Source organism: Streptomyces sp. NPDC093546 (assembly GCF_044765045.1).
GTDB lineage: Bacteria > Actinomycetota > Actinomycetes > Streptomycetales > Streptomycetaceae > Streptomyces.
The window spans coordinates 1-14,091 of the sequence record NZ_JBIWJG010000030.1; the positions used below are offsets into that span (position 1 = coordinate 1).

A 14,091-nucleotide genomic window follows, 5' to 3' on the forward strand; every position below is an offset into this window, starting at 1 on the left:
CGGACAGCGAGAAGCTGACGACCCATCACACAAGTCCGGCCGCGGAGCGCGCACCACGCGCCCCGCGGCCGGACTCGTGTGCGGGTACGCGGCGGCGACCTCGGCAAGTGCGCCTTGTTCCGGTGGCGCGGCGAACCGGAGGGTGGGGCCAGGCCCGGCCAGGGCCGGATCCGCCCCCGTCGAAAGGACGCCCATGGCTCTGCGGTGGTCACACGCCGCCCTGAACTGCCGGAACCTCGACACGACCGAGGAGTTCTACCGCCGCTGGTTCGGCATGACACGTGCCCGCGCCTTCGACGTGGCGGGCGCCCGGTTCGTCTTCCTCCGGCTCGGTGACGCCTATCTGGAGCTGTGCTCGCTCGGGCCGGAGGAGGCCGCGGCCGGGCCCGCGCCCGATTCCTCCGCCGACGGGCCGCACACCGCCGGAGCCGTACGGCATCTCGCGTTCCAGACCGAGGACGTGGACGGCTTCCTGGCGCGGATGGGCGACGCCGCCCGCGTCACCCTGGGGCCCCTGGACTTCGACGCGTTCATCCCCGGCTGGCGCAGCGTCTGGCTCGCCGACCCCGAGGGCAACGTGGTCGAGGTCAGCCAGGGCTACCGCGACCTGCCCCAGGGGACGGACGGCGCCAACCTGACCGTGGGATGACTACCCAGAACAGGGTTCTGGCTGGTCGGCGGCGGTGGGCGCAGGATCGATTCCGAGGGACCCGAGAGGGAGAGATCCGAAAGGGAGGCAGCCGCCATGCCGTACGCAGCTCACCGTGATCGTGACCGTGGCCGCGACCGTGACGTGCAGGACGTCGTCTGGCATCCGCTGCGCGTCCGGGCCGCCCGGCACGACATCCCCGTCCGCGTCTACCGGCCCGAAGGCGGTCACGCGGGCTGGCTGGTCTGGGGGCACGGCGGCAGCTGGCGGACCGGCTCGCTGGAGGGCTGGCACGCCGCCTGCGCGGACCTGGCCGGCCGGTCGGGGTGCGCGGTGGTCAGCGTCGACTACCGGCTCGCCCCGCAGCACCGGCACCCGGCGGCCCTCCACGACGTGCTCACCGTCCTGGACTGGGCCCAGGAGCGCGCCGCCGCCGAGGGGCTGCCGCCCGTCGCCGTCGGCGGCGACAGCTCGGGCGGGACGATCGCGGCGTCCGCGGCGCTGGTCCGGCGCGACCGGGGCGAGCCGCTGAGCGCGCAGGTCCTCGCCTACCCGCCGCTGGACCCGTCCTGCCGTGCCCGGTCCTACACCCGCTACCGCGACAACTTCCCGAGCCAGGAGGGCATGGCCGCGGCCTGGCGCGACTACCGGGGCGGGAACACCGGCGCCGCCTTCCCGCCCAGTACGCCCTTCGAGGCCGACAGCCTTGCCGGGCTCGCCCCGGCGATCCTCGGGGTCGGCGCGTTCGACCCGGTCGCCGACGACGTACGCGCCTACGCGCGCATGCTGCGGGAGGCCGGAAACGACGTGACCTTCCACGAGTTCCCGCACCTCCTGCACGGCGCCTTCCTCCAGCCCGCCGGCGTCGGAGGGTTCCGGTTCCGGGACGGGCGCACCGAGGGGGCGGACGACCCCCGGGGGCTGCGCCACTGGCTGGCGGACGCCCTGAGCGACCGGCTGTCCGGTCTGAGGGCGGCACCCCGGCTCTGACAAGCCCTGACAACTCCGATGTGAGAAAGAGACGAGAAAGAGAGAGGCCATGAACAGCACCGGCACCACCTCCACCCCGCCCGGCACGGTCCCCGGTCATATCGGCGCGCTGTTGCGCCACTTCGGCGACCTGCGGGACGGCACGCACGGCAACCAGGCGTCCCGCCAGGGCAAGGAGCGCCTGTTCGCCCAGGCGGTCGAGCTGCTGAGCCCGTACGCCGAGCAGGCTCTGGAGGAGATCAACGAGCACCTGCTGGACCGCACCGGTGAGGTCAGGGCCTCCGGGGTGCACCGGACGCCGGACGGCGGTGTGGCGGCCGTCTGGGCGCTGACCTGGCCGCAGCAGCGGATCACCGAGATCGCCCCGATCACCCTCACCGCGCACTACGGGGGAGGTTTCCACCATCCACACCTGCGGGGTGCCACGGTCGGCGAGTGGCCGCTGAACGTCTTCACCGCCGAACAGGCCGCGGCCGAACTGCCCGTCCTGCGCGCGATCGCCGCCGCCGACATCCACAACCTGGTCTTCGAACGGGACTTCAGGATCGTGCCGGCCACCATCGCCGGCCACACGTCGCTCGGTCCCCGTGCCGTGCTCAACCCGCGTACGAAGGGACTCCCGTCATGAGCCTGCGCCTTTCCGTCCTGGACCAGTCCCCCGTCGGCGAGGGCTTCACCCACTCCGACGCCCTGCGCGCCTCCGTGGAGCTGGCGGAGCGGGCCGATGCCCTGGGGTTCACCCGGTACTGGGTCGCCGAGCACCACCACTCCCCCGGGTTCGCCGGCACCGCCCCGGAGATCCTCGCCGGGACGCTGCTGTCGCGCACCACGCGTATGCGGATCGGCACCGGTGGCGTGCTGCTGCCGCGCTACGAGCCGGTGAAGGTGGCCGAGGTCTTCTCGGTGCTGGCCTCGCTGCACCCCGGCCGCGTCGATCTCGGGCTCGGCCGGGCCGGCGGGCCCGCGCAGCGCTTCCCGCAGCAGGTACGGGAGGTGAGCCGGCTGCTGGGCATCGGCGAGGGCCGGGAGGCGGGGCAGCTGCCGCCGCTGGTGTCGGCGCCCGACGTGCCCCCGCGGCTGTGGCTGCTGGGCGCGGGCACCCGCTCCGCCGTGCTGGCGGGCGAGCTCGGCGCGTCGTTCGCCTTCGCGCACTTCCTCGCCCCGGAGCCGGGCGTGGCCGCCCTGGAGGGCTACCGGCAGGGCCTGGCCGCGTCGGCGGCCGCGCCGGGCGGGGGCCCTGCGGAGAAGGGCGTGCTGGCCGTCCGCGCCGTCGTCGCCGACACCCGCGAACGGGCCGACGGGCTGGCGCTCAGCCTGCTGCTGTGGCGCACCCGCAAGGACCTCGGCGAGGACCGCCCGCTGCCCTCGCCGGAGGAGGCGCGGCGGCACCGGTGGAGCGGCGCGGAGGCGGACCGGGCCGCCGTCAACAGCCAGGCGCTCGTCTGCGGCACACCGGAGCAGGTACGCGAGGAGCTGGAGCGGCTGGCGGCGGCGCACGGGGTCGACGAGATCATGGTCAACACGCTGACGCAGGACCCCGCCGACCGGGTGCGCTCCTACGAGCTGCTGGCGCAGGCCTTCGCGCTGTCCGGCGGCTCCGGTCTGCGCGCGGCGGGCGCGCACCGGGAACCCGCGGTCGCCTGACGACCGGGCGCACGCAAGACGGAGCGGCGGTACCACCGCGTTGTGCGGTGGTGCCGCCGCTCCGTCGTTTCCTTTCCGGGGATGTCCGGCCTAGCCGGCCGCGGCCGCTGTCACGGCGAGCTCCTCCTCCAGGTACTCGCGCAGCAGCGCGGCCAGGTCGGCGGGACGCTCGTACGGGATGTTGTGGCCGCAGTCGAGTTCCGTGTAGCGGCTGTGGGCGATCCCCCGGTGCAGTTCCCTGGAGTGCGCGACGGGGATGACCTGGTCCTGGCGGGCGCCGACGACCAGGGTGGGGGCCTCGATGGCGGGCAACCGGTCGCGGATGTCCACGGCGAGGTCCAGGTCGAGCTGGCGGCGGGCTCCCTCGGACGGACGGGCGGCCGCCGCAGCGGCGGCGATCTCCTCGCGGCTCGTGGCCGAGAGCCGGTCCGGGGAGAGCGACAGCAGGGTGATGAACTGCTGGTACGCCAGGGTGTCGAGGTCGGCGAGGCGGCGCCACAGGCCGAGCGCCAGCTCCTGCCGGGGGTCGTCGTTGCGGGCCCAGCCGCCCACGAGGACCAGCCGCCGCACCAGGTCCGGCTGTTCGGCCGCCAGCGCCGCGGCGACCACCGCGCCCAGTGAGGCGCCGACGACGTGGACCGGGCCGGGGGCGGCGGCGCGGGCCGCGGCGGCGACCTGGCGGACCAGCAGGTCCAGGGTGAGCTCCCCGCGGGGCAGTGCGGTGCGGCCGCTTCCGGCGTAGTCGGGGGTGATGACGGTGAAGCGGTCGGTGAGCAGCGGCCGCATGGCCGCGTAGTTCGCCTCGGAGTCGGCGGTGGAGCCGTGGATGAGGAGCAGGCCGGGTCCGGAGCCTTCGGCACGGTAGTGGACCTCGGTGCCCGCGACGGTGACGGTGGGCATGGTGACGCCTCCTCGGGAGCGATGGGATGCGGTCGGGGGGAAGGGTGCGGGCCGTGTGAGCGGGGGCTCAGCCGCGTACCGGCGACGAGGGCCGCTGCGGGAGGGTGTCGTGGTGCGCGGTGGCCTGCGCCGGGATGGCGGCGGTCTGCGGGGCGGTCACCGCGGCGGGTCGCTTGCGTCCGCGGCTCCAGCGCCGCATGGCGGGCGTCTCCACGAACCGGTACAGCAGCCAGCCGCCCAGCAGGGAGACCGCGAAGAAGCCGATGACCACGAGGATGGCGACGGGGACGCTGTACGTGCTCTCACCGAGCAGCGAGCGCAGGTAGAAGATCGTGACGCCCTGCACGAGGTAGAAGCCGAAGGAGACCTCGCCGAGCCACACCATGGGCCGGCTGCGCAGCCAGGTGTCGCGCCCCGCCACGTCGCCCGAGGCCACGGAGCAGATGAGCGCGGCGACCGGGACGATGGTGGCGACGACGAAGCCGTACTCGAACGGGGCGACCAGGGCGGCGGCGTAACCGATCACCGACAGCACGAGCGAGACGCCGAAGCCGATGCGGCGCGGCCAGCGGCCGGCGAGGACGATGCGGGCGAGGAGGATGCCCAGGGCGAACTCGAAGACGCGGGCGGGCGGGAAGAGGTAGCCGAACCAGAACTGGAGGTCGGAGATGGGGGTGATCGCCGACTTCGGGGTGTCGGGGATGAGGAAGCGGGTGACGAGCTGCACGCCGACCATGCCGGCGACCATCAGGCCGGACCAGAGCCACAGCCGCTTCTCGGCGATCTTGCGGATCCCCACCATGAGCAGCGGGAACAGCATGTAGAAGAGGAACTCGCTGCCCAGGGACCAGCTCGGCGGGTTGACGCTGAGGTTGATGGACGGCTGCGGGAAGAAGGTGTGGATCAGCAGCATGTTCGGCAGCCAGTCGCCCACGCTGGTGACGGCGGCGCCGGCGAAGAGCAGCAGCGAGGCGGCGAAGACCACCAGGTGGTTCGGGAAGATCTTGAACACGCGCCGCCGCCAGAAGGAGGTCAGGCGCTCGCCGGGGCGGGAGGCCCAGGCGAGGACGAAGCCGCTGAGGACGAAGAAGAACGACACGCCCATGTAGCCGGCCTTGCTGAAGGCCGTGGTGAAGAACCCGGCCACGCCGTCGTCCGCGAACGGGTTGATCGGGGCGTTCGGCGGGATGGGCGAGTCCATCAGGGAGGCGTGGAAGAAGAAGACCAGGAGGGCCGCGAAGAAGCGGAGACCGGTGAGGGAGGGGAGGTTGGCGGGTCTGCGAGCGGCGGCGGTGGAGGACGAGGACACAGACATGGTGTGGGTGCTTTCCGGCGAGAGGGACGACGGGCGGGACTGTTCGGGTTCGCGTTCGGGTTCGGGTTCGGCCGGGGGCGGCCGCCGGGCGGCGGTCGCCCCCGAGTGGAACGGCAGGGGTGGGATGGCTACTCGGCGTCGTCGGCCGAGGGCACGTCCATCTCGTTGCGGTAGACCATGAGCTTGGCTTCCTTGGCCACGTAGTAGTTCTGGACCGAGTACGCGATGGTGGCGAAGTCCAGCCGGCCGTCGCCGTTGAAGTCGGCGGTGGCGATGCGGGCGACGGACTCCTCGGAGACCCGCCACTTGGCCCAGACGCCGTTGGCCGCGTCGATGGCCTTGTAGTACATGACGCCCTGCCAGGGCCACGGACCGCGCAGCGCGACCAGGAACTCGTCGTCGCCGTCGCCGTCGAAGTCGGCGCAGACGATCTGGTGGCCGGGGCCCTCGCCGTTCTCGTTGGGGTCGCCGTAGACGTCGAGGAGGACGCGGTTCCAGGATGGCTTGGCGCCGGGCGGGCCGTCGGTGGACTTGGTGTAGACGGCGACCGTGTTGCCGTGGAAGGGCTCGATGGCGGCGACGTACGCCATCGGGTCGTCGCCGAGCCGGCCGGCGTTGAGGTCGCCGCTGCCGCGGAAGCCGGTCTGCTCGAACTGGGTCAGCTCACCGGTGCCGATGAGCTCGCGGATCCACTCCTTGCGGTCCGCGTCCCAGTACAGCCAGGTCACACCCTCGTCGGAGGCGAGGAGCAGCGAGTCGAGGTCCGAGCCCGGTATGAGGCCCTTCTTCTTCTCCGCGCCGTGGATCATGCGGAAGTGGCTGTCGTCGATGACGGTCATCGGCCACTCCTCGGCCGTGTGCACGTCGTCGGGCTGGGTGAACATCACCACCGGCAGCACGGCGTGCACGTCCTCCTTGGCCACGATCGGCAGGCCGATGACCTCCAGGCGCTCCTTCTGCGTGAAGTGCCCGACGCGCAGCCGGTGCATACCGGTGGCGCGGCCGATGTAGTGGCGCTTCCAGCGGGACTCGTCCTTTTCCGGGGAGCCGGGGTTCTCCAGCCAGTCGATCTTCCCGCCCGCGGTGTTGGCGTCGTGGATGGTGCCGATCGGGCCGTACAGGTCGTAGCAGAGGATGATGTCGGGGTGGCCGTTGCCGCTGACGTCGGCGAAGTCGGCGCCGACCGGCATCTTGATCTTGTCCTGGACCAGGCGGCGGGTCCACCGCTCGTCGTTCTGGTACCAGTAGATCTCGCCGAGGCGCAGCCCGTAGCCGAACAGGTCCGGGCGGCCGTCGCCGTCGATGTCCGGGGCCTCCAGCCAGTATCCGTCGCGCAGCTGGTCGGCGACGAGCTCCGGGGTGAACTTCGGGGTCCGGAGCGGGAGCTGGGGCTGGGACTGCGACCGGGACTGGGACTGCGACTGGTCGTTGCTGGTCATGGTGTGCTCCTCACGGGTTCGGTCAGTGGGCGGCGGGGCGGCGGTGGTGGTACTCGACGGCGAGCCAGACGCAGTCGGTGTCGGCGCGGTACTGGTGCCAGGGGTAGAGGTAGGTGCCGTCGGGGGCGGTGGAGCAGAAGGGGTCCGGGGTGGTGTAGCCCGGGGCCATCACGACGTCCTGGTAGAGGGTGCGGTGGTCCTGCTCGCGGAACTTCTGCATGCGGCCGATGCCGTGGACCTGGGTGTGGACCTCGATGAAGTCGTGCTGGTTGTGGATGGCGCAGTCGGTGCCGGCGGGGGCGTACCAGAGGTTGACCTTGACGTCGTACGTCTCCGGCCGGAGCGGTTCCGGGGTCTCCCCCAGCAGGTGGGCGGCGTCGAAGGTGACGGTGCCCGCGTCGTCCTGGGGGCTCTTCCACAGGGGGGTGTCCCGGGGGAAGCCGGCGAGGACGTCGCCGAGGAGGTCCCAGCCAGGGTCTTCGGTGATGCCGGGCATGCCCGCCCCGTCGCGTACGCGGAGCAGGACGAGGGTGTCGGCCCGCTCGACGCGGGTGTCGGCCAGGATCGTGGAGGACAGGGGCGGGATGCTCTTGCGGGGCGTTTCGGCGATGTGGACGTCGGTGACACCGGTGTTGACGACGATGGCGGCGTCGCGCACGGGGTAGTCGCGGGCGTCGCGTACGAGCGTCGCTTCGATGCGGGGGCCGCTGAAGGCGAGGGCGGTCTCGGGCACGGTGCTGTGGGCCTCTCCTGTGGGTGACGGACCCTCAGGCCCGTGCGTACGAGGCGGTGCGGGCGAGTTCGGCGGCGAGCTCGTCGACCGGGGTGCCCGGGACGAAGGGCTCCACCGGCGGGCCGTCGCCGAAGAAGTGCGCCAGCGCGCCGACCGTGCGCTCGGTGGCCCGGCCGTCGCCGTACGGGTTGGCGGCGGCGGCCATCCGGTCGTACTCGGCCTGGTCGCGCAGGAGTCGGGTGGCTCCGCCGACGATGGTCTTGGTGCTGGTGCCGACCAGGCGGGCGGTGCCGGCCACGATGGCTTCGGAGCGCTCGGTGACGGTGCCGAGGACGAGCGTCGGCTTGCCGAGGGCGGGGCCCTCCTCCTGGGAGCCGCTGCTGTCGGAGAGGATGAGGTCGGCGCGGCGCATCAGCCGGCAGAAGTTCAGGTACGGCAGCGGGTCGACGACGGTGATGTTGGGGTGGTCGCCGATCCGGGGCAGCATCGCCTCGCGCACCACCGGGTTGCGGTGCAGCGGGACGACGACCCGTACGTCGGGCTCGTCGGCGATCTCGGCGAAGGCCTCGGCGATCTCGGGCAGGTGCGGCCATGCCTCACGCCGGTGCGCGGAGGCGAGGATGATCCGCCGCGGGTCGGTGTCGAGGTCGGCGAGGGCCGGGTCGCCGTAGTCGTCCGCCTTGTCGCACGCCCACTGGAGCGCGTCGATGACGGTGTTTCCGGTGACCACGACGGTGTCCTCGCTGATGCCTTCGCGCAGGAGGTTGGCGCGGTTGCCGGGGGTGGGCGCCAGGTGCAGGTGGGCGACCTGGGCCACGAGCCGGCGGTTGCCCTCCTCCGGGAACGGCGAGCCGAGGTGACCGCTGCGCAGGCCCGCCTCCACGTGGACGACGGGGATGCGGTGGTGGAAGCCGGAGAGGGCGCCGGCGAGGGTGGTGGCCGTGTCGCCGTGGACGAGCACGGCCTCGGTGGAGAGCATCGCGAAGTGCTCCTCCAGGCCGCGCAGCGAGCGGTAGGTGACCTGGGAGAGGGTCTGCTTCGGGGCCATGATCTCCAGGTCGATGTCGGGCTTCAGGCCGAAGGCGTCGAGCGTCTCGTCGAGCATCTGGCGGTGCTGCCCGGTCGAGATGACCACGGGGTCGAACCGGGGGTCGTCCTGGAGCGCGCGGATGACCGGGGCGAACTTGATGGCTTCGGGCCTGGTACCGAGGACTACTGCGACGGACCGCATGGGTGCCATTCCTTTACGACGTGGATGACGGCAGGGACTGGAGGACGGGCAGGGCGCGGTGCGGGGAGCCACGTGGGGTGTGGTGCCGTGGGGCATGGAGCGTGCGTGCGGCCGTGCGTGGGGCGGCCGGATGGCTCAGGCGCCGGGGTTGAGACCGGGCGCCGGACACTGCGCCGCCGGCGGGAGGTGAGGTGCGACGCCTCTCGGAGCCGAAGCTCCGGGGCGTTTCTCCCTTCCGGACGAGAGATATCTTTTCCGTGAGCTATCTCTGCCGTCAAGTCGCGCCGCCCCGACTTGCACACCGCGCGCCTTGAACGCCCAACACCCCGACCGGGCAAGGCGGTTGGCGCCTGCGGAGCCGGGGCGGAAACGCCACTGCGCCCGCCGCGTGGGGCACGCGACGGACGCAGTGGGGGGCGGGGCCTCAAGGGGCCGTGGAGGGCCTTCAGGGGCCCTCAGAGGGCTCAGAGGCCGACGACGGGGTGCCAGGGGGCCCTACGCCGGCTCGGCCGGGCCCGTACACGGCGAAGGGCGGCCCGGCGGGGATGCCGGGCCGCCCTGGGCGGGGATCGGGAACGGTGCCTCAGCGCTTGGCGGGCTCCACCGAGAGGGAGTGACGGAAGAAGTTCGCCGGGTCGTAACGGCGCTTGACCTGCTGGAGCTTCGGATAGTTGTCCTTGTAGTACAGCGTCTGCCACGGCACGCCGGACCGGTTGCGCCGCGGGTCGGCGACGTCACGGTCGGGGTAGTTGATGTAGCAGCCGTCGGTGCGGTCGTCGATGACCGGCACCCCGCCCGTCGCCGCGAAGAAGTCCTCGTACAGGTCACGCACCCAGCCGAGGTAGAAGTCGTCCTCGCTCTCGTCCTGCCAGAAGGTCTGGAAGCACATCTTGAACACCGAGCTGCGCTGCGCGTTCGCCGTCGCGTCCGGCGCCACCGCGTTGACGCGGCCGCCGAAGGAGAACAGCACCAGCATGGTGTCGGGGTTGGTGAAGTCCGGGCGCGTCATGTGCTTGTAGAGCGCGGCGATCTGGGCGTCGGTGAAGTTGCGCCGCATGTAGCCGGACTTGTGGGCGCCCCGTGACGTGGGGTCGGTGATGGTCGGGTTGTTGGTGCCCACCAGCCGCGTCGCCTGGAGCCACGGCATGGTGCGCGGCTCCGCGAGCTGCGGCATGGCGGGCAGCTCGCCCGTGGGCTTGGTCAGCGCGCGGGGCTTGATGCCGGTGCCGGCGGTGATGGCCGCCAGGTAGCTGTCGAGCAGCTGCCGGGCGCCGGGCACGGTCGCGTCGACCTGGGTGAACATGCCGAGGCTGCCATGGGCCTTGGAGCTGACGTTGAAGAGGCTGCTGAGGTGGCGGTACTCCGAGTCCGGGCCGCTGTGCTGCTCGTGCCAGGCGCCGAAGTTCTTCAGCAGCCGCGCGAACTTCGTCTCGTCGAGCTGGTCCCACGGGAAGTCCACGGCGCTGACCAGGACCGTGGACGGCGGCGAGATCAGCTGGTCCTCGGGCGCCGTGCCCCGGGCGTCCGGCGAGCGGAACCAGTAGCGGGTCACCAGGCCGAAGTTGCCGCCCCCGCCGCCGGTGTGGGCCCACCACAGGTCCCGGTGCGGGTCGTCCTCCTCCCGGGTGGCGACCACGGTCCGGGTGCGGCCCGCCGCGTCGACGACCACGATCTCCACCGCGTACAGATGGTCCACGACCAGGCCGTGGGCGCGGGAGAGCAGGCCGTAGCCGCCGCCGGCTATGTGTCCGCCGGCGCCGACGCTGTAGCAGATGCCGCCCGGCACGGTGACGCCCCAGCCCTTGTAGAGCGCCTCGTAGACGTTGATGAGCCGGGCGCCGGGTTCGACGTAGAAGGCGCGGCGAGCGGCGTCGTACCCGACGTCGGTCATCTCGGAGAAGTCGAGGATGACCTCGATCTCGGGGTTGCACGCGAAGTCGGCGAAGCAGTGGCCGCCGCTGCGCACCGAGACGCGCTTGCGGGCGCGGAACGCGTCGCGCAGGGCCTTCTCGGCGTCGGCCGAGGACCTGATCATCTTGATGTAGTCGGGTCTGGCGACGAAGCGCTGGTTGTTGCCCGTCGTCAGCTCCGGGTAGCGAGGGTCTCCGGGCCGGATCGTGGCCCCGGTCCCCGCGCTCGCCGCACCCGCCGGGGCGGCGGACGGCGCGGCGACGGCGGCCGTGGCCAGGCCCGCGGTGACGGCGGCACCGCCGGCGAGGGCCGCGCCGCTGCTCAGCACCGAACGGCGATTGACTCCACTCATGGTCGCTTACCTCAGGTTTCTTGTGGTGATGGTGAGGAACGGAGGAACGAATGCGGAAGGCGGTTCCGGCCCGTCAGACGGGGGCGTACGGAGCGGCATCCGGCTGCTCCGGCCGGCCGGGAGCCGTCGCCTCCGATCGCGGAGCCGCGCGCCGGCGGGTCCGCCGGTCGAGCAGGCCGGAGAGCACAGCCACGGCCAGGCCGGCCGCGGCGAGCAGCGCGCCGGTCCAGTTGGGCGCGGTGTAGCCGAGGCCGTGCTCGACGGTGAGGCCGCCGAGCCAGGCGCCCACGGCGTTGCCGAGGTTGAAGGCCGCGATGTTGGCGGCGGAGGCGAGGGCGGGTGCTCCCTCGGCCTGCTGCATCACACGCGTCTGCAGCGGCGGCACGGTGGCGAAGCCGACCACGCCGAAGACGAAGAGGGTGAGCGCGGCGGGCAGGGGCGCGCGGGCCGTGTACGTGAAGACCAGCAGCACCACGGCGAGCGCGCCGAGGATGACGTACAGGCTGGGCATCACGGCCCGGTCGGCGGCCTTCCCGCCGAGGACGTTGCCGACGCACAGGCCCAGCCCGAACAGGACGAGCAGCCAGGCCACCGCCCCGGCGGAGAAGCCCGCCACCTCGGTCATCATCGGGGCGATGTATGTGAAGGAGGCGAACACCCCGCCGAAGCCGAGCGTGGTCATGGCGAGCGCCAGCCACACCTGCGGGCGGCGGAAGACCGCCAGTTCGCCGCGCAGGCCCGCGTCCGCCTCCTTCGGCTGGGGCGGTACGAGGGCGGCGACGGCGGTCATGCCGACGATGCCGAGCGCGGTGACGGCCCAGAAGGTGGAGCGCCAGCCGAAGTGCTGGCCCAGCACGGTGCCCAGGGGGACGCCGAGCACATTGGCCACGGTCAGCCCGATGAACATCAGGGCGATGGCGCTGGCCTTCTTGTCGGGCGCGACGACGTTCGCGGCGACGACGGAGCCGATGCCGAAGAAGGCGCCGTGGGTGAGGGCGGCCACCAGGCGCCCCGCCATGAGGAGTTCGTACGTGGGGGCGAGCGCGCACAGCAGGTTGCCCGCGATGAAGACGCCCATCAGGAGGGTGAGCATGGTCTTGCGGGGCAGCCGCGAGCCCGCCGCGGTCATCAGGGGCGCGCCGACGACGACGCCGAGGGCGTAGCCGGTGACGAGCATGCCGGCGCTGGGGATGGGGACCGACAGGTCGCGGGCCACCTCGGGGAGCAGGCCGACGATCACGAACTCGGTGGTGCCGATGCCGAAGGCACCGAGCGCGAGGGCGAGGAGCGCGAGGGGCATCAGAGGCCCTCCCGCCGCGCGCGGGCGTGGCCGGGGCAGCCGGTCAGGCGGCGGTGGCGGGCGTACGGCGTGAGCTGGGCGCGCAGTCGGCGGCGGCCGCGGTGGAGGCGGGAGGTGACCGTGCCGTGCGGGACGCCCAGGCGGGCGGCTATCTCCCGGTACGCCAGCCCCTCGACGTCGGCGAGGTAGACGACGGTACGGAACTCCGCGGGCAGCGCGCGCAGCGCCTCCAGCACCTCGTGCTCGGGCAGGTGGTCCAGCACCTGGGACTCGGCGGAGGGCAGCCGGGCGGCGCCGTGGCCGGCGGCCCGGACGTGCTGCCAGTCGTCCGTGTCCCCCATCAGCGCCCACCGGGGCTCGTGCTGCCGTTTGCGGTAGCTGGTGATGAAGGTGTTGATCAGGATGCGGTGGAGCCACGCCCGCAGGTTGGTGCCCGCCCGGAAGTGGTGGAAGGACTGGTAGGCCTTGGTGAAGGTCTCCTGCACCAGGTCCTCGGCGTCGGGGCGGTTGCGGTGCAGCCGCAGGGCGGCGGCGTACATCTGGTCCCGGTAGCCGAGCGCGTCCCCCGCGAAGCGCGCACTGCGCTGCTCCCGGGTCTCCGCGGGCTGTGCGGTGTCGTCAGTCTGTGAGGTCTGTGAGGCCTGTGGGGTCTCTGTGGTTTCTGCGGTCCCTGCCGGGGCGAGGGTGTCGGTCATCGGGAGTCCTTTGCGGTCACGGTCAGAGCTGGCGGAGGGCTCCGCCGTCCACGGCCCATTCGGCGCCGGTGACCTGCCCGGCCTGCGGCGAGAGGAGGTACGCGATGACCCGCGCGACGTCGTCGGGCGTGCCGATGCGGCCGGTGGGCAGCTTGCGCTCCTCGCGGATGAAGTGGTCGACGGCCGCGTCGGCGGACAGCCCGTACCGCTCGGCCAGCTGCTCGGCGAAGCCGCCGGGGGCGTCGAAGAGCGCCGTCCGCGTGGGACCGGGCGAGACGACGGCCGAGCGGACGCCGCGCGGCGCGAACTCGGCCGACAGGCTCTTGGACAGCGACAGCAGGGCCGTCTTGGTGGCGGCGTAGTCGACGATGCCCGGGTCCGGGAAGCGGGCCGCCTCGCTGGCGACGTGGACCAGGCTGCCCTCGCCGCGCTCCAGCAGGACGGGCAGGACCGCGCGGGTCATCCGTACGTGCGCGTGGAAGTTGAGGGCGAAGGTCTGGTGCCACTCGGCGTCGGTGACGTCGAGGAAGCCTGTGTGGGAGACGAGAGCGCCGGCGTTGTTGACCAGCCCGTCGAGGCGGCCGTGCCGGTCGAGTACGGCGTCGACGACGCGCCGGGCCGCGTCCGGGTCGGTCAGGTCGGCGGCGACCGAGGTGACCTCGGGGCGGCCGATGGCGTCGACGCCGTCCGTGCGGCGGGCCACGCCGACGACCCGGGCTCCTTCGGCCGCCAGCAGCCGCGCGGTGGCCTCGCCGATGCCCGTGGAGGCGCCGGTGACGAGGTAGACCCGGCCGGCCAGGTGCAGGTCCATCGGTTCTCTTTCGTGGGTGAGGAGGGAACGGGGGCGGCGGTGCACCCCCCGACGGGGGAGGGCGAGGGGTGCACCGCCGTGTCTGCGCCGGATGGGACTCCGGTCAGAGGGCTGCCTTCTT

At 72.7% G+C, this 14,091-nt stretch carries 13 protein-coding genes; 4 read left to right on the plus strand and 9 right to left on the minus strand.

Translation table 11 applies throughout. The annotated features are described in order from the left end of the window. The first annotated feature begins 193 nt into the window (after nucleotides 1-193). From ACIRNI_RS31760 to ACIRNI_RS31775, 4 genes are all read left to right on the plus strand, one after another. The gene (locus tag ACIRNI_RS31760) at nucleotides 194-649 is read left to right on the plus strand and encodes a VOC family protein (RefSeq protein WP_403556831.1); all 456 of its coding nucleotides are present in this window, start codon (nucleotides 194-196) and stop codon (nucleotides 647-649) included. Nucleotides 650-745: 96 nt separating this feature from the next. Then, complete coding sequence (locus tag ACIRNI_RS31765) at nucleotides 746-1,639, plus strand: alpha/beta hydrolase (RefSeq protein ID WP_403556833.1); 894 nt, start codon at nucleotides 746-748, stop codon at nucleotides 1,637-1,639. 49 nt (nucleotides 1,640-1,688) lie between these two features. Continuing rightward, nucleotides 1,689-2,267 (plus strand): hypothetical protein, encoded by a 579-nt coding sequence (locus tag ACIRNI_RS31770; RefSeq protein ID WP_355368327.1) that lies wholly within the window; start codon nucleotides 1,689-1,691, stop codon nucleotides 2,265-2,267. Next, nucleotides 2,264-3,283, plus strand: coding sequence for an MsnO8 family LLM class oxidoreductase (locus ACIRNI_RS31775; RefSeq protein ID WP_403556835.1), 1,020 nt, complete (start codon nucleotides 2,264-2,266; stop codon nucleotides 3,281-3,283). The genes ACIRNI_RS31770 and ACIRNI_RS31775 overlap by 4 nt, the downstream gene beginning before the upstream one ends. A gap of 90 nt (nucleotides 3,284-3,373) precedes the next feature. Here ACIRNI_RS31775 and ACIRNI_RS31780 read toward each other — a convergent pair whose 3' ends face one another. The 9 genes from ACIRNI_RS31780 to ACIRNI_RS31820 form a co-directional block, all read right to left on the minus strand. Continuing rightward, nucleotides 3,374-4,183: an alpha/beta fold hydrolase gene (locus ACIRNI_RS31780; RefSeq protein WP_403556837.1), complete on the minus strand. Its 810-nt coding sequence runs from the start codon at nucleotides 4,181-4,183 to the stop codon at nucleotides 3,374-3,376. 67 nt (nucleotides 4,184-4,250) lie between these two features. Next, nucleotides 4,251-5,498 carry an acyltransferase family protein gene (locus ACIRNI_RS31785; RefSeq protein WP_403556838.1) on the minus strand — a complete coding sequence of 416 codons (1,248 nt, stop codon included), beginning with the start codon at nucleotides 5,496-5,498 and terminating at the stop codon, nucleotides 4,251-4,253. Nucleotides 5,499-5,626: 128 nt separating this feature from the next. After that, nucleotides 5,627-6,937, minus strand: coding sequence for an FG-GAP repeat domain-containing protein (locus tag ACIRNI_RS31790; RefSeq protein WP_403556840.1), 1,311 nt, complete (start codon nucleotides 6,935-6,937; stop codon nucleotides 5,627-5,629). Nucleotides 6,938-6,959: 22 nt separating this feature from the next. Continuing rightward, nucleotides 6,960-7,670: a hypothetical protein gene (locus ACIRNI_RS31795; RefSeq protein ID WP_403556842.1), complete on the minus strand. Its 711-nt coding sequence runs from the start codon at nucleotides 7,668-7,670 to the stop codon at nucleotides 6,960-6,962. A 34-nt stretch (nucleotides 7,671-7,704) separates the two neighbouring features. Continuing rightward, on the minus strand, nucleotides 7,705-8,901 hold the full coding sequence (wecB, locus tag ACIRNI_RS31800; RefSeq protein WP_403556844.1) for a non-hydrolyzing UDP-N-acetylglucosamine 2-epimerase: 1,197 nt from the start codon (nucleotides 8,899-8,901) through the stop codon (nucleotides 7,705-7,707). A 583-nt stretch (nucleotides 8,902-9,484) separates the two neighbouring features. After that, nucleotides 9,485-11,164 carry an FAD-dependent oxidoreductase gene (locus ACIRNI_RS31805; RefSeq protein ID WP_403556846.1) on the minus strand — a complete coding sequence of 560 codons (1,680 nt, stop codon included), beginning with the start codon at nucleotides 11,162-11,164 and terminating at the stop codon, nucleotides 9,485-9,487. A gap of 73 nt (nucleotides 11,165-11,237) precedes the next feature. Further along, nucleotides 11,238-12,464, minus strand: a complete 1,227-nt coding sequence (locus ACIRNI_RS31810; RefSeq protein WP_403556847.1) for an MFS transporter — start codon at nucleotides 12,462-12,464, stop codon at nucleotides 11,238-11,240. Beyond that, complete coding sequence (locus ACIRNI_RS31815) at nucleotides 12,464-13,159, minus strand: sigma-70 family RNA polymerase sigma factor (RefSeq protein WP_403556849.1); 696 nt, start codon at nucleotides 13,157-13,159, stop codon at nucleotides 12,464-12,466. The genes ACIRNI_RS31810 and ACIRNI_RS31815 overlap by 1 nt, the downstream gene beginning before the upstream one ends. A 22-nt stretch (nucleotides 13,160-13,181) precedes the next feature. Beyond that, nucleotides 13,182-13,970 carry an SDR family NAD(P)-dependent oxidoreductase gene (locus tag ACIRNI_RS31820; RefSeq protein ID WP_403556851.1) on the minus strand — a complete coding sequence of 263 codons (789 nt, stop codon included), beginning with the start codon at nucleotides 13,968-13,970 and terminating at the stop codon, nucleotides 13,182-13,184. Nucleotides 13,971-14,091: the final 121 nt, after the last annotated feature.

Coding starts and splice junctions, on each gene's coding strand:
- ACIRNI_RS31770 (WP_355368327.1), top strand. CDS start 1,689: ATGAACAGCACCGGCACCACCTCCACCCCGCCCGGCACGGTCCCCGGT.
- ACIRNI_RS31810 (WP_403556847.1), bottom strand. CDS start 12,464: ATGCCCCTCGCGCTCCTCGCCCTCGCGCTCGGTGCCTTCGGCATCGGC.
- ACIRNI_RS31815 (WP_403556849.1), bottom strand. CDS start 13,159: ATGACCGACACCCTCGCCCCGGCAGGGACCGCAGAAACCACAGAGACC.
- ACIRNI_RS31805 (WP_403556846.1), bottom strand. CDS start 11,164: ATGAGTGGAGTCAATCGCCGTTCGGTGCTGAGCAGCGGCGCGGCCCTC.
- wecB (WP_403556844.1), bottom strand. CDS start 8,901: ATGCGGTCCGTCGCAGTAGTCCTCGGTACCAGGCCCGAAGCCATCAAG.
- ACIRNI_RS31765 (WP_403556833.1), top strand. CDS start 746: ATGCCGTACGCAGCTCACCGTGATCGTGACCGTGGCCGCGACCGTGAC.
- ACIRNI_RS31790 (WP_403556840.1), bottom strand. CDS start 6,937: ATGACCAGCAACGACCAGTCGCAGTCCCAGTCCCGGTCGCAGTCCCAG.
- ACIRNI_RS31820 (WP_403556851.1), bottom strand. CDS start 13,970: ATGGACCTGCACCTGGCCGGCCGGGTCTACCTCGTCACCGGCGCCTCC.
- ACIRNI_RS31775 (WP_403556835.1), top strand. CDS start 2,264: ATGAGCCTGCGCCTTTCCGTCCTGGACCAGTCCCCCGTCGGCGAGGGC.
- ACIRNI_RS31760 (WP_403556831.1), top strand. CDS start 194: ATGGCTCTGCGGTGGTCACACGCCGCCCTGAACTGCCGGAACCTCGAC.
- ACIRNI_RS31785 (WP_403556838.1), bottom strand. CDS start 5,498: ATGTCTGTGTCCTCGTCCTCCACCGCCGCCGCTCGCAGACCCGCCAAC.
- ACIRNI_RS31780 (WP_403556837.1), bottom strand. CDS start 4,183: ATGCCCACCGTCACCGTCGCGGGCACCGAGGTCCACTACCGTGCCGAA.